This window comes from Pseudomonas sp. EMN2 (assembly GCF_009650555.1).
In the GTDB taxonomy this organism is placed as follows: Bacteria; Pseudomonadota; Gammaproteobacteria; order Pseudomonadales; family Pseudomonadaceae; genus Aquipseudomonas; species Aquipseudomonas sichuanensis.
The window spans coordinates 1-21,550 of sequence record NZ_VZZR01000001.1 but is presented as its reverse complement, the minus strand read 5'-3'; the positions used below and the strand labels follow the sequence as shown (position 1 = coordinate 21,550).

General features: G+C 61.8%; 9 protein-coding genes and 1 tRNA gene. 4 read left to right on the top strand and 6 right to left on the bottom strand.

Going from position 1 to position 21,550, the window contains the following annotated elements; translation table 11 throughout:
- Nucleotides 1-34: 34 nt before the first annotated feature.
- From F6X61_RS00050 to F6X61_RS00030, 5 genes are read right to left on the bottom strand one after another with little or no spacing between them, the layout of a single operon-like run.
- Nucleotides 35-553, bottom strand: a complete 519-nt coding sequence (locus F6X61_RS00050; protein WP_153784832.1) for a hypothetical protein — start codon at nt 551-553, stop codon at nt 35-37.
- Nucleotides 554-557: 4 nt separating this feature from the next.
- Nucleotides 558-3,449 carry a hypothetical protein gene (locus F6X61_RS00045; protein WP_153784831.1) on the bottom strand — a complete coding sequence of 964 codons (2,892 nt, stop codon included), beginning with the start codon at nt 3,447-3,449 and terminating at the stop codon, nt 558-560.
- Nucleotides 3,450-3,453: 4 nt separating this feature from the next.
- Nucleotides 3,454-5,859: a hypothetical protein gene (locus F6X61_RS00040; RefSeq protein ID WP_153784830.1), complete on the bottom strand. Its 2,406-nt coding sequence runs from the start codon at nt 5,857-5,859 to the stop codon at nt 3,454-3,456.
- A 34-nt stretch (nt 5,860-5,893) separates the two neighbouring features.
- The gene (locus F6X61_RS00035; RefSeq protein WP_153784829.1) at nt 5,894-8,350 is read right to left on the bottom strand and encodes a hypothetical protein; all 2,457 of its coding nucleotides are present in this window, start codon (nt 8,348-8,350) and stop codon (nt 5,894-5,896) included.
- 25 nt (nt 8,351-8,375) lie between these two features.
- On the bottom strand, nt 8,376-10,190 hold the full coding sequence (locus tag F6X61_RS00030; RefSeq protein ID WP_153784828.1) for a hypothetical protein: 1,815 nt from the start codon (nt 10,188-10,190) through the stop codon (nt 8,376-8,378).
- A 182-nt stretch (nt 10,191-10,372) separates the two neighbouring features.
- Here F6X61_RS00030 and F6X61_RS00025 point away from each other — a divergent pair, with 182 nt between their 5' ends.
- From F6X61_RS00025 to F6X61_RS00010, 4 genes are all read left to right on the top strand, one after another.
- Nucleotides 10,373-15,244, top strand: a complete 4,872-nt coding sequence (locus tag F6X61_RS00025) for an RHS repeat-associated core domain-containing protein (RefSeq protein WP_153784827.1) — start codon at nt 10,373-10,375, stop codon at nt 15,242-15,244.
- Between the two features lie 171 nt (nt 15,245-15,415).
- Nucleotides 15,416-17,425: a hypothetical protein gene (locus F6X61_RS00020; RefSeq protein ID WP_153784826.1), complete on the top strand. Its 2,010-nt coding sequence runs from the start codon at nt 15,416-15,418 to the stop codon at nt 17,423-17,425.
- A gap of 191 nt (nt 17,426-17,616) precedes the next feature.
- Entirely contained in the window at nt 17,617-19,791 is a 2,175-nt protein-coding gene (locus F6X61_RS00015) for an autotransporter outer membrane beta-barrel domain-containing protein (protein WP_153784825.1), read from the top strand.
- Between the two features lie 65 nt (nt 19,792-19,856).
- On the top strand, nt 19,857-21,425 hold the full coding sequence (locus F6X61_RS00010; protein ID WP_256671253.1) for a hypothetical protein: 1,569 nt from the start codon (nt 19,857-19,859) through the stop codon (nt 21,423-21,425).
- 47 nt (nt 21,426-21,472) lie between these two features.
- Here F6X61_RS00010 and F6X61_RS00005 read toward each other — a convergent pair.
- A tRNA-Gly gene (locus tag F6X61_RS00005) sits at nt 21,473-21,548 on the bottom strand.
- Nucleotides 21,549-21,550 lie beyond the last annotated feature (2 nt).

The window sequence follows — 21,550 nt, the reverse complement described above, 5'->3', positions numbered from 1 at the left end:
CGCAATTGAAAAAATTGAACTTCGGCAACGTTTTTCAACGCTTTTTCGGTGACTCTGGCGGCCAGATCTGCATGCACGAAAGCTTGCCTGGAATCTGGTCGGGATTTTCGTTGTCATGTACTTTCCGAACGCCAATCGTTACGAGGCCGCCCGTTGCTGTAGTGCGAATATCCTGCAGGGATTTCCAATACGATGTGATCGGATGCTTTATCGCCTCTACGCGCAGCTCCCAGCTGGTGCCGTCGCAATCGTCATCGTTTTGAAAAGCCACGGTGGTGGGCGAAGGCACATTGACGAAGCGGAAGTACCGAACCTGATCGTTCTTGCAATTAGTGTTTTTCAGGTATACCGTTTTTTGCGGTGCTCCAGCTGCCGGCACCGGTACGGAACAATGATTACCATCGGGCATATCATTTATTAATTTTTCCGACATTTCGATGGTCCCCATTTCGGTGGTCCTCGCCGCCATGGCGGGGAGCGCCAGCGGGCTGACTGCCATCGTCACCAGCAACCCGCCCAGCAAACCCAGCAGGCAAACTGTCTTTGTGTTCATCACATCACTCCTCGCTGTCGCTGATTCGGACAATGGTTGCGTTACCCTGCGCGGACGGACGTGATGGCACGCTGTGCACCAGCACATTGCGGTCGCCGATGGTGGCGGACGGCAGGTAGTCGATCTGGAGCAGGTGCTCGTTGGCCCGGTTGTCGCGCAGGCGAATGAGCATCGGTTGGGACATGTTCGTGTAAGCCTGGGTGTCCCAGACTGCATCCAGCCGCCGGTTCGTGTTGCGGAAGTTGACAATCACCAGCAGGCTAGCCTCGTACTGGGTCCTTACCGGCCTTTCGAAATCCGTACGCCCCAGCAAAGCCCCCATTTTGCTATCGAAACTCACTTTGGTAGGCATGGGCTGCCCATGGTTCTGGAAGATGTAACCGGTGTAGCTGTGGTACGTCTGGTTCCCGTAGGGGCTCTCCCAGCGCGCCATCGAGGTGTTCAGCGTCTGCGGGTCCGAGCTTTCAGGCTGCGTGAGAAATTCCGCGGTATAGAACGTGCCATCACGGAAATCGAACAGCCAGTAGTCTTCGGTCACCGGGTGCAGGTCGAAGGCATCGTCTTCCGGGTCGAAAGGCGGTGTGTCGTCGTCGCCGCTGCCGCCGCCATCCACCCGCCGGCGAATCACGGTGTAATCCGTGGCTTTGAACGGTTCCGGCGTGCGCACAAACACCTCGATGGTCGCATTGGCATGGGCGGTGGCATTGGAGTAGAACCACTCGCCGGTATCCTTCTGGAAGCCTGCGTAGAACACCTGCGAACCAGATGAGCCGCGCCGCAGCAGGTAGAGGACCTGGCGGATGGTTCGGTCCTCGGCGCCCTGTGGCATGGGCTCGGCGCCCGGCATCGGGTCGCTTTCATTGGCCAGCACGAAGTCGTTCCTACTCCGGCTGGTTCGCCACACGTAGCCTTCATCCGGTGAGATCCCGTCCTCGCCTTCGGCCAGGGTGGCGATTTCCTGCCCGGAGGCACGGTCAAACAGCCTCAGGCTGGCGATCTCGTCGACGCTCAACTTGTAGTCCTGACCATTCACCGCCTGGGTTTCCACGGTGATCTCCACTTCCAGTTGCTGGTAGCCACTGGAGCCGACCCTGCCGCGGGTGCCGCTGAGGCTCTTGCCGACGGTGAGGGTGAACAGGTTCAGCGATCTCCAGGTATCCGCTGCTGCCAGGCTGGTCTCCTTCAGTACGCTGTAGCCGGTGGCGAACAGCACGCCGTTGTGCACCACTTCGCAGGCCACCACGTTGCTTTGCGACGGCTGTTGCGTGGAAGCCTGGAACAGCCCCGAGGGGCTGACGCTGCCAGGGCCGGCCAGTACCCGCCAACGCCGGGGCTGGTTGGGCATGATGCGGTTGACGTCGTTCAGTTGGGTGGTGCCGCCATGGGCCATGCTCGGCACGAACGACGGAGCCAGGCCCACCAGCGGCTGGCCGTTGGCCAGGATCAGCGCGGCGTCGCGCTGCTCGCCCGCGCTGGCCTGCACCTGTTGCACCGCCAGCACACGGTGCCGGGTGTGCGGGTGCGGGACGAACCTGGCGCTCTTGTCGTCCAGGGCCGCCAGCTCGCCGAGACGGGGCTCCAGCAGCTCGAAGGATGCGGCGCCAGGGCCTGCGTTCCACACATCCAGCCCTTGATCCTGTTGCTGCGGGCGATAGGCCCCTGCACTGGGGGTCACCAACAGCGCTTCTGCCAGGACATGCAGCCGAGCCGCCGCGCGGTAAGTGATGCTCGGCTTGGCATGCTCGGCAGTGACGATCACCGTCACCACTTCGCGGCCCATGTCGCCTGCCAGGGGTGCCTTGTACAGGCCTTGGCCGCTGATGGTGCCGTGGCCAGCGGCGGTATGGCTCTGCGGGCTGACGACGTGCCATGACGTCGCCTCGACCGGGATGCCATTACCGTCAAGCAGGGTGAACTGCTGGCTGCCTCCCGCCGCGATCACTGCCCCCAGCGCCGGCGTCAGGGTAAAGTGGCTCAGCGTCGGGTCGATGTTGCCGAACAATGCCCGGTCCAGCGGCGTGTGGTCCTCTTTTTTGACAAAGGCGTTGAGCTGCGGGAACAACAGGCGGGCCAGCAATTCCAGGCCGTGCTCCGAGGCGTAGCCGAGCAGGTCTTTGTGCAGCACCAGGGTGGCGGAAAAATCGCCATCGGGGATCAGGTAAGGGAAGCTGTCATCCGGCAAGTTGCCGCTGCTGGCCAGGCCGCGCAGCTTGATGAAAACCAGCACCGCGCCATCGCCATGGTTGAGCGCGCCGCGCACCTTGGCACCGGGTGCCGCCTGGGTGCGAATGATGAAGCGGATGGGGGCCAGCTCGTCGTAATGGCTGCAGTCAATGGTACCGAGTTCGAACACCGCATAGCGAGCCGACAGCCCATGCATCCACTTTTCCAGTGCTGCAATCAGCTGGGGGTAGAGCTTGCTGTCGTGCTCGAACAGGTTGCTGGCAAAGCGCGCACCGTGGGCCAGGTTGAGCGTCACCCGGCCATAGCGGTCGATCTCACCGGTCATGGTTTCCAGGTCGAGCTCCAGCTCCACCCAAAGCCCTTGCGCCTCTGTCACCACGGTACTGCTGACCAGCCGCCCGGTGGTGATGATATCGCCACTGACAAGGTTCAGCCTGAGCAAGGCCTTCGAGCCACTGAGCGAGGCATTGCTGAACGACAGCAATGGCGCGCCGAACCCCAGGCGTTGCAATTCGACACCGTCGCCTGGCATGTCGCTGGCCAGCTTTTGCGTGAATGGCGGCAGGTAGCTGTTGTCCACCAGGCGGGCCAGGTACTGTTGCTCGAGCAGGTTGTTGAGCCGTGAACGGCTGTAGGCGGCGACCGCGCCCCAGCCCAGGGTGATCGGGCCTTGGCGCATGCGCGCCAGCAATTGCGCCATAGAATTGGACATGGCGTCACTCTCCTGAAAGTTGTGATTTGCCGGCGCGCAGGCCCGCCGGCTGGTGAATACGGTGCAGAGCGTCGAAATGCAGCTTCAGCGGGAGCGGCAGGATCAGGTGGCCTTCGTAGAGAAGCTCCCACCCCCCCTCCATGTACTCCCACTTGGCGGTGATCAGCGCGAAGCGTGCTGTGCCTGTAGACGGCGGGGTGTACAGCCCCCCAGGCGACAAGTCGCCTGAATCGGCGGTCTGCAGTGTCCACTCGACGTTCGTCATGACCTGGCCGTTGACCCGCCCCCGCAACTGCAAGCTGCCACCGGACAGCTGCTCACTTTCCACAAGCAGTTCAGGCCGACGCTGGCGCACCAGCACATGCACCATGGCCGTCTCACCGGTTTGCGCGTTCTGCACCTTGACCTGATCGAGCACATAGGTCCGTTTGTCGGCAACCAGACTGCCGGCGGTGTAGGTGCAGCGCTTGCCATCCTCATCGGGTCGCAACGAGCCACGCCCCTCGGCCTCAGGGTCGAGAAGCTTCCACTCCAGCTTGCCGCTCAGGGTGCCAGCGCTCAGGGTCAGCTGATCTTCGATGTAGCACACCTGGATCAGCGGGTTGACCGTCAACCCGGCCAGCACCACCGTCACCATGCTGGTGCTGCGCTGCCCGCTGAAGGGGTCGGTGGCCACCACCCGAACACGCGCCAGCTGCCCACCCATGGCGTGGGCCGGCGGGGCGCGGTACTGGCCCTCGGCATCGATGCGGCCAATATCGCCGGCGTTGCCGGGCAGCCCTTCCAACGTCCAGATCACTCCCTCGCGGGCTGGTTCGACGCTGAAGGTATGGCGCTGCCCCGGGGCTAACAGTTGCGGTGGGTCAACGACACGGAAAAACGCCGTGCTGTGCTGGTTGGCGAACAACGCCATGCCGTTCGGCAGCTCGAAATGGAAAGGGGTGAAGCGGTAATCGGCGGCCAACGGCATGTGTTCGATCAACTGCTCGGGCACCGCCGCACTGAGCTTTTTCGCCAAGCCCTCGAGCACCGCCTGCTTGATCAGAAAGGCGACGAACGCATTGATCTCACGCAGCGCCGCATCACTCAAACCACCCGGCAAGCCGCTGACCGGCGTGACTTCGGCCGTTTGCTCCCAGGGCCACAGCACTTGCCCCAGCAGCAAGCAGCCAGCGCTTTCTGCGGCGCTGGGCTTGACCAGGTGGAACAACGTACGCAGGTCAAAACGGAAGGTGGCCGTGGCGCTCTGCCAGAAGCCGCCGTTGTTGGCCTTGTAGCTGAACGACAAGGTGCAGTAGGAGGCCCAGCGCTGACGCACTTCGTCCACATCGAATTCGACGCTCAATGGCCCCGCGAAGGCTTGCTGGGATGCCAACTCGCGGCTGTCGTCCGTGGCGCAGCAACAGCAGGTGCTGCCCAGTGTTCGTTCGGCCATGCCGGCCGCTGCGGGCGCTCCGCTCACCGGAATGACAAACTCCTCGCTGCGAAACGCATAGGCGCTACCCTGGTATTCACAGGGGTAGACCCGCAGTTGCCCGGCCTTGGCGTCCAGGCGCAGCAGGGTCTGGTCCTGGTCATGCTGCGCCTCGAACGTGCCCCCTTCGAGCATCTGCTCCAGGCCCTGGGCATAGGCGGCACGGTGCAGCAAACGGGACGACAGCAGCAGTGTGGCGTTGACCGGCTGCTGCAGGCCATCGGCCAGCAGGAACGGGAAGTTCGACTGCTCGGTGGGAAAGTCACCTACTGGCCCGTTGTTCACGCCGGCGAACACCACCAACGCCGCCTTGCCATCGGCCTTGCTGACGTGGGTGCGTACCGCACTGTAGCGAATGCCCAGGTACGGGTTGCCCGGCAGCGCCTGGAAGTCCACCAGCGGGTAGACGCGCCTGGCAATGTCCAGGCCGCTGACGAAGGCCATGAAGAAGCGCCCCGCTTCCAGGCGCTGCTGCAAGCCGCCGCCGAGGTCGAGCTCGGTATCGATGCCATCGAGCAGGTCGACGCTCACGCCTTGTGCATCGGCGGTCAGCGCCAATTCCTGGCGTACCCACAAGGGGTCCAGCGGATCATGCACTGCCAGGCCCATCAGGCCCTCGGTCTTGTCCATGATCAGCTGGGTGCCGCCCTCCAGGGTGATGGCCTGGCGAACCTTGGGCGACTCGTAGGCGGCTTTCAGGTCGTCGAGCTGCGGCGGGCCCATACGGTAACCCGAGAGCACGTGGGTGATCTCCGTTCCCGGAACGGCGATCTCCCCTTCGATATCGCCCAAGGCACTGCCTTCGCGACTGTAGTGCGCCATCTGCACCAGGTTGTTGGCTTGCTCCGAGTGCATGGCCAGGGTGTAGTCCCAGTTCAGGTGGCTGGGGTGCTCTTTCATCCAGGCCAGAAGAGTGGCCAGATCGTTGGTAGCCATGGTTAATTCCTGTTTGACTTATGATGGGGCCCGCCTATTCAGCGGCGCCGGTCAACCTGCGTACCGCCAGTTGCCCGGCCTGTTCGAGGGTCTGGTAGGCGGCGCTGTGCTCAGCCAGGGGCAGCGGCAGTACGATGAAACCCTCGAAGAGGAACGGGCCCGCAGCCCATGAGGCATGCACCACACAGAACGGCTCCGTACTGGCGCTGTCGGCCTGGTAATAGAAGCCGGCAGCGTCCTGGCCGGACGTACCTGGACCATGCACCACCGAAAGCTCGCTGGCGCCCACCTGGCCAGCTGTGGAGAGCGCCAGCCAGACCTGCCCCGAGTGCAGGTCCTGCTTGACTACCACCACGTCCACGGGGCGCTTTTCGGTCATCTGGGTGATCATGCACAGCGTGCGCTGCTCGTTGGTCTGGCTGTTGCGCACCTCGACCTGCTCGACCACGAACGCCTTGCCGGTGAGGTTGCCGCCTGGGATGTAGGTGTTGGATTGGCCCGTGGCATGGGCCAGGCGGCCATGGGGCGCGGCGCCGAGGACCTTCCAGCGCAGCTCGCCCTGGCCCACGTGCCCGGCCTTGAGGCTGACACCGGCATCGCCCACCTGGCATACCTCCACCAGCGGGCTCAGGCTGAGGGCGTTCTTCACCACGCTGACCAGCGCCGAGGCGCTGTAGCCGGTGGACGGGTCGGTGGCGGTGATGCGCACGCGGGTGAAGGCGCCCTGGATGCCACTGGCCGGCGGGGCCTGGTACATGGCCTTGTCGAAGCTGCCGGGGGCGTCGCTGGAGCCTTCGACTGATTCGGCCGACCAGGTGATGTTTGCCTTTGCAGGGACAGTGGCGAATTGCAGCTTGCTACCGTGGGCGATGACTTTTTCGAGAGGGGTGATGGTGAAGGTGGTCGACTTCGGGTTGACGTGGCCAAAGGTGGCTACATCGCGGGGCAGGTGCTGCTCTGTCGGCACTAACGCTTCGCCGAAGTTGAGCTTGAGGGTTTGCGCCACCACATTAGATGTAGGGATATCAATGCTCAGGTCCTTGGCGATAGCCTCCTTCAGCGCTGGGAGGGTTCCATGTTGTGGAACTAAGACAAGCGCTTCCCAAAGCATGAGATATACAAAAGCACGGTGTCCGTCACTGTAAGGCGTTCCAACTTCCACGCCTGGCGGCAACGGCTCGCGACGCCTAATATCATAATCCAGCTCCCAAGCAATATCAGCATCTGCCCAGAATGCGTCCAGCCTAAGAACGCCTCCCTGAGTATTGATGATCGTCCAACTCGCTGAAAGACCAATAAATAAATCAGCCTCCCAGGCGACCTCCATAGCCTTGGCATTAAGGTGTGGATACGGTGGTATCTCCCAATATCGAACCACATCAAGAATCGCAGCAAAATAACACATCATATCAATGCTAACTTTATCACCGACAAGTGTCAGCGACAAAACATCCTTCAGCGGAATCCTGACAGCCGGAATAGATATCGCCATGTCACAGATAAAGACACCATGCTCCCAATAATCACGACTATAATGTCCAGATTCCAACTCCATCCAACCAGATACAGCCGTAGCAATCAGATCATCGCCGCGAGTTTCAAACCTGAATGCCAAATCACGAAAGTGAGCACGCGGTAAACTCCTAGTCAACGCAGCCAGGATTACCCGCTTTTTTTCCAGCAATACTGATGCCGAGAATCCGGCATTATCGGAGGGGATCAGGTAGCGATAATCCGGCCCCGGCACCACCGTTTGCTGGCCATTGTTGCCAACCATCCTCACCAACCCCAGCACAGCCCCGTCCACATCCGGCTGATCGACGCCGGCCGCTGGGGCGAATGCAGCGCTCGGGTTGCGCTGGGTACGAAGGCGGAAACTCTCCGGTTGCAACAGCTCATCCGGCCCCCGTTCGATGGCCCCAAGCGACCACACCCGCTTTTCAACGGGCAGCGCACGAAACAGCTCCTTGAAAAAGTCCCCGCCTAATTGCCGTATCCGGTTGGAGTCGGAAAACGTCAGCACGAAGTTATCGCTGTTGCGCAAGTCGAGCATGATCCTGCCATCGTCATCCACATACCCCGGCACATCGCTCAATTCCAGCTTCAGGCTCAACTCCGGCCCCACCAACGGGTCCAGCGAATCGATACGTCGCGGGTACCAATGCGCACCGGCTTGTTTCAAGTCGACCTGGTTACCCCCGACAATCTTCATGCGCAGGCTGGCCTTGGAACTGGTGATATCGACGTTGTCGAACGACAGCCGCGGGTGGTCCAGCACGAAGTTCTGCATGTACACCTTGTAGCCATTTTCCGCCGCCGTTTCACCATTCACTGGCGGCAAATAGGAAGTGGTCTTGAACCGGCGGATATATTCCTGGGTCAGCAAGGCATCAGCCTTGGCCTTGTCGATGGCAAACACCATATCGTTACCCAGCAAGCGGCCAGGTTCCTTCAGCCAGTTCAACAACTCGGCTTTTGAGTTAGTTGTCATATACACCTCTGCTGGACATGTTCTTTCAGTTGACCAATGTGATATCCACCGAGCGGAAGTCCCGCCAGGTTTCGCCGTCATCAAAACTTGCCTGCACCGATACCCTGAACTGCTGGTTCAACTTCAACCCCTGCAAGTACGCCTTGCTTATGAAACCCACGATTTCACTGTCGTAGTACTCGTCCTCGGTCACTTCGGTACCCTGCGGGCGAATTTCGAACCGGACCGTTTTCTCGCTGTGCGGCACGCCCTTGCGGCGTTTGGCTCTTCGCGGCACGCCCTCGGCGTGCATGCCCAGGTATTGCCCTGGGGCCATGAAGGGCCATGAGCCCAGCCGGCAGCGGCACCCCGCGGCCGGTACCTGGGCCAGCGACAGTCGTTGGTTCACGACCCCGTCCAATTGCACCAACGGGTAGCTGGCCGCTTCGTAGTCCGCCACCCGCAAGTCGAACTCGGCCGAGGCCTGGGCTGCCTGGCCGGGCTTGGTCACCGTGTAATACACCCACAACCGGCGGCCGAAGTTGGCGGCCATGGCCGCCCTGGGTACCGAGAAGCGCTTCGTGTAGCCGGGATCCGGCGTGCCGATGACCATGTTGCCAGTACTGCCGTGGCCCTCCCAGTGCACGCGCAGAGTACCGCCATCAATCACCGCGTCATCGGGCACGCTCACCTGCGCCCCTGACCCCAAGTTCTGTGGGTATACCGTGCCCTGGTGCGGCTCGTCGCCGGCCTCGGGCTTGGCATCGCGAATGATCGGCAAGGGCAGGTACAGGGGCCGTTGCAACGACACGGTCAGTGCCTGCGAATGGCGCTGCGCGCCATGCCGGGCGAACGCGTAGCTGAAGGTGACCTTCTGCCCGCGGTTGACTTCACTCTGCAGCCAGGCACGGTCCAGGAAGAACGCGATCCGCCCGCTGTCGACCGAACTGGCGTCAGCACGGAAGGTGCGCAGTTCGAGATTGGGCCCCTCGGCGTACAGCAGCAGCGAATCTCCCAGTTCGAGTTCGGGGTAGTTTTCGCCGATCAGCCATACACCGTCTCGGTAGGCATTGTCATCCGGGTCAAGCTGGTCGCCCACAAGCCCTGGAATGCTGGGGGCCGCCAGCAGCGGTGCTGCGGGTGGATCTCTAAAGACGATGGAAAAGCGCTGTTCGGGCGAATAGGTGAGCGTGCCGTTGTCGTACTCGATGCAGTACTGCAGGTAACCAATGCCGAACATGTACGGGTACACATCGCCGTGGCCCAGGCGCCAAAGCAACGGTTGGCCCACTTCGGCGGCACTTACCACGTGCACCAGCTTGACCTCGCTACCTTCCGAGCCGTTTGCGTCCCAGGGACGCCAGAACAGGGTCAGGCGCTGCCCTACCGCCATGGCCGCGTAGGGTGGGGTAACCGCCAGCACCCCGGCGGGGTTCAGCGCATCCACATCGATGACCAGGTCGTGGGCATCGCGCAACTGCGCAACTTCCGGTTTCCACATCGGCAAGGCTGGCCGGTCGATGAAGAAGTAGCGGCGCAGGGACTCGTCCCCTACAGGCTGCCCAGCCTGGTCGAGGCGCTGGAAGGAATAGAACACTATCCCCCCGCTGAGCGGCGTGAGCACGCTGTTGGGGATGCGGAACATCCAGCGCCCGGCACCGTCCAGCGCATCCACATCGCGTTCGCCGAACAAGTCGCTGACTTCGCCGCTCGCGCCGCGACCCCGCCAGTTGATCAGCACCAGATCGTTCGGTGCGATGTTTTGGTAGGTAATCCAGGTTTCGAGCGGGCCGCCCCCCAGGGCAGCCAGACTGACCGAGTTGGTTCGCGGGTCCAGATGAGCAACGTCCGGCATGTCCATGTAGCACCCCAAGTGGTAATGGGTTATTCAATGGACCGAAGTTATAACGACGTTGGTTCAGGCTGACACCTGACAAAACTGCTAGGTGCCAGTGCGCGCCAAGTTGATTAGTGTTTATCCAACAGGCGGTCCATGCACCGCACACACTGAGTATCCATTCACTGCGCAAGTGAGAGGCTCCCATGAGTTCGGAATCTTCCGTGCACTCCAACGCCTTCAACTTCATGAGTTTCATGGAGAGCGGTGTAGACAACCGCACCGGGCAATACACGCTTTCAATCAAACTTCCGGACCTGGGGGCAAACTTTTTCCAGGGCCCGAACTTTGAACTGGCACTGAACTTCAACCCGCTCAACACCATCGATTCGGGATGGGGCAGAGGTTGGAACCTGCAACTGACGCAATACACCGAGCATAACGGCATGCTCACCACCTTTACCGGTGAGTCGTTCAAGGTCAGCGGCGCAGAGGGCACGCGCTTGCACATGCCCGAGCAGAAGCTTGTGCACTTTCATTTGTACACCGAGCCTGCCGGCCCGGGCGGGGCCCGGCGCTATCGCGTGGTGCACCGTTCCGGGCTGGTGGAAATCCTCGAGGTAATGGGCAGCCAGCGGGGGTTGATCGCCCTGCCGGTGGAGGTGTATTCGCCCCAGGGGCACAAGCTGGCGCTGAGCTACACCCCGTTCAACCCCGAGTATGTGATGCTTGCTGCGGTGCGTGACGGGAGTGACCAGATCCTGCTGGAAATCGAGCGCGAAAGCGGCCAGGTGGAGTTTCGCGAGCGCCCCTACCAGGGCCCCGAAGGCGAACCGGTAGCCACCTACAAGATGATCCTGCAGGAAGCGGACAGGCGAGTCACTTCGATCGTCCTGCCAAGCGCCGAACAGGCCAGCTGGCGCTTTGTCTACCGCGACGTGCTGGGCCATGTTTGCCTGGAGCAGGTCACCACACCGACTGGCGCGCGTGAATACCTGCAATACACCGATGGCGGCCACCTGTTCCCCGGCAACAGCCGCCCGCCACTGCCGCGGGTGACCCGCCACACGGTCGAACCGGGCCTGGGCCAGGTAGCGTTCCAGACCAACTACAGCTACCCGAGCGGCAACTTCCTGGGCCATGGCACGACGATCCCCTGGAGCGACGATGGCCTGGACAACCTGTACAAGCACACCGGGAACTACCAGTACCAGACCGTGCAGAGCCTGTGCGATGCCAGCAACCGCGAGTTGAAAAGCATCACCCGCACCTTCAACCGCTTCCACCTGCCGGTGTCGGTCCGCACGGTCCAGAACGGCAGCATCCACGAGCTCATGACCACCTACGACCTGAAAGACAACCTGCCTTTCGCGCAGCAGGTGGCCACCCTGCAATTGCCCATCGCGGAGCAGACCCGCTGGAGCAAGGACGGCCACACGCCGCCCAGCCGCCTGGAAACCCTATTGACCCAATACGATAGCCATGGCAACACGGTCTGGCGTAAACAGCCCAACGGCGTGATCGAGCGCAGCATCTGGTTCGAACCGCAGGCAGAAGACGGTTTTCCCGGCGACCCCTACGGTTTCAAGCGCTACCTCAAGAGCAAGACCGTCACCCCATCGCCCGACGGCGAGCAGGGAGCGCCCGAACTGGTGCACACCTATACCTACCGCCAATTGCCCGCGCTGGCCGGCCACACCACCCAGCTGGAGCCTTGGCTCGCCGAACACAGCCAGACCCTGTCGCACCAGGGGCAAACCCTGCAACATACCCTCAACCGTTACGTCGATGCCCCCGGCAGCAGCCTGCTGCATGGCCGGCTGTACCAACAGGTGCGCACGCTGGGCAAGCTACAGACCACCACCCAGTACCATTTCAAGGCCTTGACCGACGAATTGAGTGGGCACCCGGTGCTGGAGACCACCACCGAGCTGCTCGGCTACGACGGCACCGAGCGCTCCAGCGTGCAGCGGCGCTCGCTGCTGCTGGGCGAGACCGTGTTCGAACGCGACGAGAACGGTGTGCACCTGCAGCGCGAGCATGACGCCTTGCGCCGGGTCACCCGCGAGTGGGTGTCGCCAGGCACCGATTACGCCGCGAGCAAGCTGTATACCTACACCCTCTGCGCCAACCACGGTGACATTGCCAGGCAGTGGGTCCGCAACGCCCGCGGGGTCACCACCCTGACCGAGCTGGATGGCCTGGGCCGGATCGTCAAAGAGAGCCGGGACAACATCCACGAGCAGCGCCCCGACACGTTTTTCGAGCTGCTGACGGTAGCCTACGACGCCTTGGGTAACCGCGTGAGCGAAACGCACACCGACTGGCTCAAGGGCACCCGGCTGCTGACCTTGACAACCGGCTACCGGTATGACGATTGGGGCGAGCAGTGCTGCGTGATCGGCCCCGATGGGGTCGAGGAGCACGACGCGCTCGACCCCATCGGTAGCTCGTTCCATGCAGGGCCGGTGCGCCGTAGCTGGCGCGAAGGCGGCACGCTCGATGTACGCACCAGCGCCATCACCCTGCGCGGCAGCAACACGCGAGTCACGCAGCGTGCCAGGGTAAAGAGCGCCAACCGCGAAACCTGGCTCAACCTGTTCGAAAAGCCGGTGAAAGTCAGGCGCCTGAATGCGCTGGGCGACCCCCTTGCCGAACGCACCTACCTGTACGACGGCCTGGGGCGCACGCTCGAGGAAACCGACGAGCGCCGCCACACCACCACATTCAGCTATGACCCCTGGGATCGCATGCTCAGCACCCTGCTGCCGGAGGGCACGCGCCTGAGCAGAACCTACGCCGAACACAGCAGCGAAGACCTGCCCGCCAGCCTGGTGGTGACCCCGGCCAACGTCAACCTGCCAGCCCGCCAGATCGGTGAGCAGTACCACGACGGCCTCGACCGGCTGATTGGCGTCAGCAGTGGAAAACGCGTCGAGTACTTCCAGTTCCGCGAAGGCGAAAGCCAGCCTCGCTGGCACATCACCCCGGCAGGCAAACGCATCGAACTGGATTACAACCTGCAGCTGACCAATGAGCCGATCAGCTACAGCGCCCCGGACGATCCGGCCAGTTTCACCTACGACAAGGTCAGCGCCCGCCTGCAAACCAGCCAGAACCCGCAAGGCACGCGCAGCTTCGACTACAACCTGGCCAACCAGCTGGTCGCCGAGCACTGGGATGAACCGGGCGGCAAACGCTGGAGTACGACCCACGAGAGTTCGGTGAGCGACCGGCTCATCAACACTTACGAAGCCAATGGCGTCGCCACCCAATACACACACGACTCGTATGGTCGCTTGCAGGTCAAGCACCAGGGGGACGTGCAGGTGCAATTCGCATACGACGAGCTTGGCCGGCTGAAACTGCTGACCAGCACGGACCTGGCCAGCGCCAGCAGCCTTGAAACCCATATCGAATACGACGACCAGGACCGCGAAACAATGCGCACCTGGCGCCAGGCCGGCCAGGCCGAACGCACGCTCGAGCAAAGCTGGGCGGACGACAACTTGCTGCAAGGCCGGCACCTGCGCCAGGCGGGTGTTTCGCTGCTGGAGGAAAGCTTCGAATACGACGGCCGCGCCCGCCTGATCAAGCATGAGTGCAATGGCCCGGAGCTGCCTGTGGATGCACAAGGTCGGCAAATGACCAGCCAGGTATTCGGCTTTGATGCCTACGACAACATCAACATGACCTTCACTACTTTCGCCGCAGAGCCAAGCCGCGAGCTGGCGCTGTTCAGCTATGCCGAAAGCGACCCCTGCCAGCTGATCGGTATCGACTACTCCCCACCGCGCAACGAACCGAACCCCAGGTTCAGCTACGACGCCAACGGCAACCTGACCCGCGACGAGCGCGGCCGCCAGTTGCACTACGACAGCCAGAACCGCCTGCTGGGCATCGACCAGGCCAGCAACAGCTACCGCTACGACGCCGGCGGCCTGCTGGTCGCCAGCGCCAGCGGCACGGGCGCGCAAAACCTGCGCCTGTATGACGGAGCGCAACTGCGCATGGCGGTAAGCAACGGCCTGCAAACGCTGTACTGCCACCATGGCGAGCAGCCCCTGGGGCAGCAGCAAAGCGGCCCTGACGCGCAGCCGCCGCTACTGCTGCACACCAGCGCCAGCCACAGCGTAGTCGCCGAAAGCCTGGGCACGGCGCTGCGCAGCAGCCGCTACAGCGCCTATGGCGAGCACCACAGCGAACAACCCGTGGATTGCGCGCTGGGCTACAACGGCGAGGCCTTCGACCCGGACAGCGGCTGGTACCTGCTGGGCAATGGCTACCGCGCCTACAACCCGGTGTTGATGCGCTTCCACAGCCCGGATGCGCTCAGCCCGTTCGGCGCGGGTGGGCTGAACTACTACGGGTATTGCCACGGCAACCCGGTGACCTTCCGCGACCCGACCGGGCATTACAGCGTTGGTTTTAGCGGGACCAGCCAGACACGGGAGGAGTTGGAGCGGACGAGTTCATGGGCGGGACCGCAGGTCAGTCTCGCATCCATAATCGTGCCTATTGTGACTACGGTGATTACCCTCGCGCTTATCGCCATTACAGTGCTTACTGCGGGAACGGCTGCGCCGGCGACTGGGCCTGCGATGGCGGGTGTAATTTCAGCAGGTTCAACCGCAACTGCAGCATCCACCACTACGACTATTGCAGGCGTAGCCGTGTCGGCAGCCACGGCAGCGACCCTCAAGAAGATAGTCTTAGCCAGCCTTATAAGCTCTACCGTGGTGGGGATTGCGAGCTCGACCATGTCCGTTGAGGCCCAGTTGTCAGGCAGTGAGGATAGAATGAAAGTCGCGGAATACCTCAACTACGCGGCACTAATCTTAGCCCTGCCCGCAATGGTCATATCCCCCTTAACTTCAGTAAAAGCAATTACCCCTGCAACTTCTGCAAAAGCATTCACCCCGCTCGTCACTAGATCTGGATCATCTGCATCACTGCTCGACAAAGCCTATGCCATACAGAATGACATTTCCATGAATAGCAGCTTCCGCATGCCTAAAGCTTTATCACGTCAAGCCACCAGAGTGCGGACTGGCGCAGCAATAGATCTACGATCGTGAAATATTGAAATTCACAACCTAAACACCCAAGCCAGTTCATCACCAACCTGAAACAACCAATTACAGATACCATCGGAAATTTAACACCGCCAAGAGATCGATAACCAACCACATCATTACCGGAGCAACTTGTTCAACACGATGTAGTTAACTGTTCACCTGGAGAAACCCATGAGCAAATCAAGTGCTACTTCCAAGAAACGCAACCGCGCCGAACAAGTCCGCCAACAAATCAACAAACTGAAGTTCATCCGACAACTCGGCATCCGCATGTCCGTCGGCGCCCCCGAAGTACCCGTCATCATCGACCAGAGCGACGGCACCTTGCCTCACCAGGCCCTGGACAACGACCTGCTGATCATGATTCCGCCCTGGACATTCCTGCCCGATAATCCGGCCTACGGTTTCGAAACACTGCAGCTGCAATATTCATTGACCGGTGTTGAGCCGAGTTTCGTGGATATCGGCCCGCTGGAACGCCTGGATGCCCCGATACTGCCCGAGCAGTTTCCTCACTATATGGCATTCCCTCAGGCACAACTGCCTCGCGACGGCAGGCTGTGGATCCGCTACCGCCACGTGAACTACGCCGACCAGCCGAGCACCTCCAGCAGCATCGCGCTGATCTGCGACAGCACGCCCCCTTGGGGCAGCAGCGAACCCCCTCTGGCCGAATTGCCACCTGACCCCATCAACGAAACCTACCTGGGGCAGCATCCCGATGGCGTCGAAGTGACCCTGCCCATCTACCCGGCCCCGCAAGGGGGCGATTTCTTCCAGCTCTACTACCTGGAGAAACTGCCCGAAGACCTGGGTGATTTCGGCCAGTCCGCCGCCTCCGGAGCCATCGCTCCCGACCGCAAGACCAGCATCCCGACAGAACTGATCCGCCGCCTCGGCGATGGCCATCACCTGGTGGTCTATCTGTTGTACGACAAGGCCGGCAACCGTAGCCGAATCTCCCTGCCGGCCTACCTTGACGTGGTACTTGGCGAAGAGCCCGCAGCCCTGCTGCCTCCAGAAGTCCCCCTGGCAAGGGACGACAACATCATCGACTTCAAGGATGCGCAACAGGGGGTTTACCTGGAGATCCCCGAGTACCAGCACCACAAGAGCACGGATTTGATACGGGCCAAATGGGGCAGCCAGACCCTGCCTGATGTACCGGTGGGCACGCAGCCATTTCCGCTTGTCATGAAGGTGGACAAGGACGTTCTGCATGCAGCGTTCGGCAACTCCCCCGTACCTGTATCTACCAAAGTCGAATACAGCGTGATGCGCGGCCAGACGGCCTACGGACCGCAGGAGATCATTATCGACGTTGACTTCACCATTGCCGGCCCACCTCGCCCCGACCCGGACCCGGACTGGCCAAATCCGATCAACCCGGCTTTGTTGAGCCCCAGCGTGCGCAGCGCTTCGGGGCTGGACAACCATCTGGTCAGAGCCGACAACGGCCAACCTGCGCAACTGACGTTCGAACTCTACACAGGTGCGCAGACTGGGCAAGTAGTGGATTTCTACTGGGGCCGCAGGCTGGTGGAGAGCGCTCGGCACACCATCGACATGGGTACTCCAGGTGCGAGCAGGACGGTGTCCATCCCGTGGGCAGATATCGAAGCCGCAGGCAACCACGCAGCCCCTGGCCTGGAGGTCTATTACACCGTACGCGCCGCCGAGGATGCACTCAACGAGCAGCAATCGAACCCGCGCCTGGTCATCGTCGAAGCCATCGACATGACCCCTGGCATCCCGACATTCGAGGGGCTCAGCGAGAACGGGTGGCTGAACTGCAACTCACTGTGGGAGCCCGACAACGACCAGCCGGCGTTCAGGGTCAAGATCCCTGCTTGCAGTCACCTCAAAGTGCAGCCTGGCGCGCAGATCACGCTGGAATGGGTAGCCTTCGATGCCATCGTGGCTGGCAATCCGATTCCCAATCTGGGAGACCCGGAAACCATCACCCTGGACGAAACCATGATCAACGAGGGGTTCATCTGGCGCATTGAGCCCTATGCGACCCGCATCAAGCCGATCTTCGACGTTGCCCCCCTGGCTGCGCGGGGCGAGGTGCGCTACTCGATAGCCTTGCTCCAGGACCCGTCGCCCTGGGCACGCAACAGGCTCAGCCTTTCCAACAATGAAACGGGCGGCCATTGCCTGGCGCCCATCAGAAAATGAACGCAATGCAGCGGCGGTCAGCTCGAGGGCCGTCGCTGCCTACTGCGCAACGTAAGACTTAGCACTAGCACGAATAAGGTAATTCCTACACCAAAAGCTCATTTCGATATTTACCCTACGGCGCTCACTGATCCGTAGCTCGCAAAGAAGAGAAGGGTCCTACAGACACAGTAATTTCGATGAGAAACACCATGCCAAGCAACGTGCGCCACTCCCCCGCCCTACCCCGCCTGAACCGGCTCGCCCTGCTCAGCCCCCTGCTGTTCGCCACCTCGGCCTGGGCCCAGACCAACATCATCGTCGACACCCTGATTGACGCCGGCACGGCACTGGACAGCTACCGTGTCGTCGGCCCCGCCACCCTGACCGGCAACGGCGCCGCCACCCTGCAGATTTCGGCGGAAGCAGGCTCGAGCGTGGTCCTGTCCGACAGCCAGGTCAACGCACAACCCAATGCCACCGGCTTGTCCTTGATCGGCGCCAGCGCCATCCTGCAGCGCACCAGCGTCACCAGTGATGCACGCGGCCTGGGCCTGAACTCGGGCGCCAGCGCCCTGATCATCGACAGCACCATCGAGGGCGGCGATCAGGGTGCCCTGATCAACGCAAGCCAAGCCACGCTGCAAGGCAGCGAATTGCGTGGCACCAAGGCCAACAGCGCAGGAGCGCAGTTGTTCAGCGGCACCCTGGTCGCCACCCAGGGAAGCGTCATCAGTGGTGGCGCCAACGGTGTACGCGTTCGTGAAAACCAAGGCCCCGACGGCTCCCGGCTGGTCATCGACAACAGCCTGGTAGAGGGGCGCAGCGGTTCGGCCATCCTGGTGGGTGGGCTGGGTACGCCGGCGTCAGCCAGTATCGAAGTGCTCAATGGCTCAACCCTGAGCGGGGGCAACGGCGTATTGCTGGAGGTCAGCGGCAACAGCTCGGCCGACCTGCGGGTCAACGACAGCCAACTGGTGGGCGATATCGTCGCCGCAGCCGGCGGTACGGCCAACGTGCTGCTGGAAAATGGCGCCACGCTCAAAGGGCGCCTGAAGAACGTTGCCAGCCTCGGGCTCGACAGCGGCGCCGAATGGACCATGGTCGAAGACAGCCAGGTCGGCGACCTGACCCTGAACGACGGTGCGGTGCGCTTCGGCGGGCCTGGTGAGTTCTTCACCCTGTCGGTGGACAACCTCGCAGGCAACGGCACCTTCATCATGGAGGCCAATTTCGCTGCCGGGCAGGCGGACCACCTCGAAATCACCGGCACGGCCACCGGTAGCCACGGCCTGCTGATCAGCAGCAGCGGCAGCGATCCACTGAATGACACCAGCCTGCATGTGGTTCATGCCGCCGCAGGCGATGCGCAGTTCTCGCTGGTCGGCGGCCCGGTGGACCTGGGCGCCTACGCCTATGACCTGGTACAACGCGGGCCCAACGACTGGTTCCTGGACGCCAGCACCCGCACCCTCAGTTCCGGCACGCAGACGGTCATGGCGCTCGGCAACGTGACACCGACCATCTGGTACGGCGAACTCGCCACCCTGCGCAGCCGCATGGGCGAAGTACGCCGCAACCCCCAGCAGAGCGGCGGCTGGGTGCGCACCTACGCCAACCGCCACGATATCTCGGCCACCACCGGCGCTGCGTACCAGCAACAGCAGCATGGCCTGTCGATCGGTGCCGATACGCCCTTGGCCATCGGCGATGGCAACTGGCTGGTGGGCGTCACGGCGGGATACAGCACCTCCGACCTGAGCCTGGTACGCGGCTCGTCGGCCACGGTCGACAGCTATCACGCCGGCGCCTACGCCACCTGGCTCGACCCCGACAGCGGCTACTACCTCGATGCAGTCGCACGACTCAATCGCTTCCGGCACAAGGCCGACGTACACCTGAGTGACGGCCGCAAGGCCAAGGGCGACTACGCCAACCTGGGTGCCGGGGTATCCGTGGAAATCGGCCGGCAATTGGCACTGGCCGACGACTGGTTCGTCGAACCCTTCGCTCAGCTCTCGGGCCTTGTGGTCGAGGGCAAGGCCTACACGCTGGACAACGGCATGCGCGCCGAAAGCGAGGCCACCCGCTCGCTGCTTGCCAAGGCTGGCGCCACCGTCGGGCGCACCATCAAGGCCGGTGAAAACCACAGCATTCAACCCTACCTGCGAGTGGCGGCCGTGCATGAATTCGTCAATGACAACCAGGTCAAGGTCAACTCGAACCGCTTCAACAATGACTTGTCAGGCTCGCGCGGCGAAGTCGGGGTCGGCGTGGCGGTTGCCTGGACCGAGAAGTGGCAGGCCCATGCCGATTTCGACTACAGCAACGGCCGCAAGATAGAACAGCCCTGGGGCGTCAACTTCGGGGTGCGTTACAACTGGTGATTTCAACCAAAGGAAGGCCGAGCGGCCTTCCTTTTTTTTGTCAGTTCAGCCCCCGGAGAACGCTCATGGCGAGCAAACAACGTACAACCCGAACACAGCGCGAACGCCCGAACAGGCATATGGACAGCCCGATAGGCCTGGTCCCCCCCAGCATCCCGGACCTGGTGCCAGACATAGAGGGCCAGATACCTAATGTGGTGTCGTTCCGAGCAACTTTCCTGCCGCTACGCGTCGAGTTTGCGATGTGGCCATTCTCGATGCCCAGCGAGGACACCCCCGAATATGTCTTCCTCTACCGCAAGCAGGAACTGCTTGCGCAGAAGGTCTGGACCCAACCCGTCAAGCCCGACGAACTGTTCGTCCTGATCCCCCCTCATTACCTGTACGAGGGGTATCACGAGTTGCACTACGTAGTCAGGGCATTCAACGATACCGAGGCACCTTCACTCCCGCTGACCTTGTATGTCGACAAGACGCCTCCTTTGCTCAACCTGGATGACGATCGACTGCAATTCCCCGACGAAGTCATTCGTGATGGTGTCACCGAAATGTACCTGGAGTACAACAACGACATACTCATCGGCACCGTCCCGCCCTATCTCGGCGCCGAGCCGGGCGATACCCTCAAGTGGTTCTGGAGCGATGACCCGGCCGGGCAGGACATCGTCGGGATCAAGGTGCTGGGCAAAGATGATGTCGAACTGCTGGATGCAAAGCGCATGCGACAGATCGCACGCCGACACGTCAAGGTCAAGGACATGCAGTTTCACAGCATCAGCAAACCCATTGAGCTTGAGTTTCCGGGTAGCGCCATACGCCGATTGGGCAAGGGCAGCCGCTTCTCCCGTTATGAAGTGCAAGACCGGGCAGGCACGACCGTGCAACGCTCGCTGGCACGCACACTGATGTCGGACCCGTCGCCAGAGGCACGTGCGTTCGCCCCTCCACGCATCAAGCAGGCACAGGGCAGCGAGCACTTCAGTACGTTGCTGCCACGCGATGCGACCGGCGGGGTGACACTGGTGATTCCCGACAGCGCAGTCATCCGGCCGGACGAGCACTTTCATGTCTACTGGGGTACACCCGCAACCCCAGGCGCGTTCGACACCAGCACCCCGGTGGAGCCCGGCTCACGCGAATACCCGATTCCCAAAAGGAGCATCGCGCCCTACATGCGCCAGCAAGTTCCGGTGTATTACGAGATCATCAGAAACGGGCAAAAAGTGGACGAGTCAGGCAAGCACTACGTGACAGTGAGGGTGATCGAAGGCCTTCCGTACGTGCAATGCGTCAATATCCAATCCGCCGAGTTGAACCTGCGAAACCTGACAGGGAACGCCATGTTCACCCTCGACGACTGGCCGTTTCGTGACACCTCGCAGTACGTCAACGCCTGGATCGACAGTATCGAGAGGGCCGATGTGTCCAATTCGATACGCTTGAGCATCGCCGACCAGGTGCCGGTGACCACTGAAGCAGGCAGGATGCAGCTGGGTTCTGTCACCCCCGCAGAGCTGCAGAAACTGGCGCTCAACTATCAGTTCCGAGTGTCGGTGGAAGTGTCGTTCGACAACAAGGCCAGTTGGTTGAAGTTCCCGAGCATCGAGGCCGTGCTGGTGGACCGTGCGCCTTGATACAAGCAAAAAAAAACGCCACTCCGAAGAGTGGCGTTTTTCATGTTTGGAGCGGGAAACGAGACTCGAACTCGCGACCCCGACCTTGGCAAGGTCGTGCTCTACCAACTGAGCTATTCCCGCAT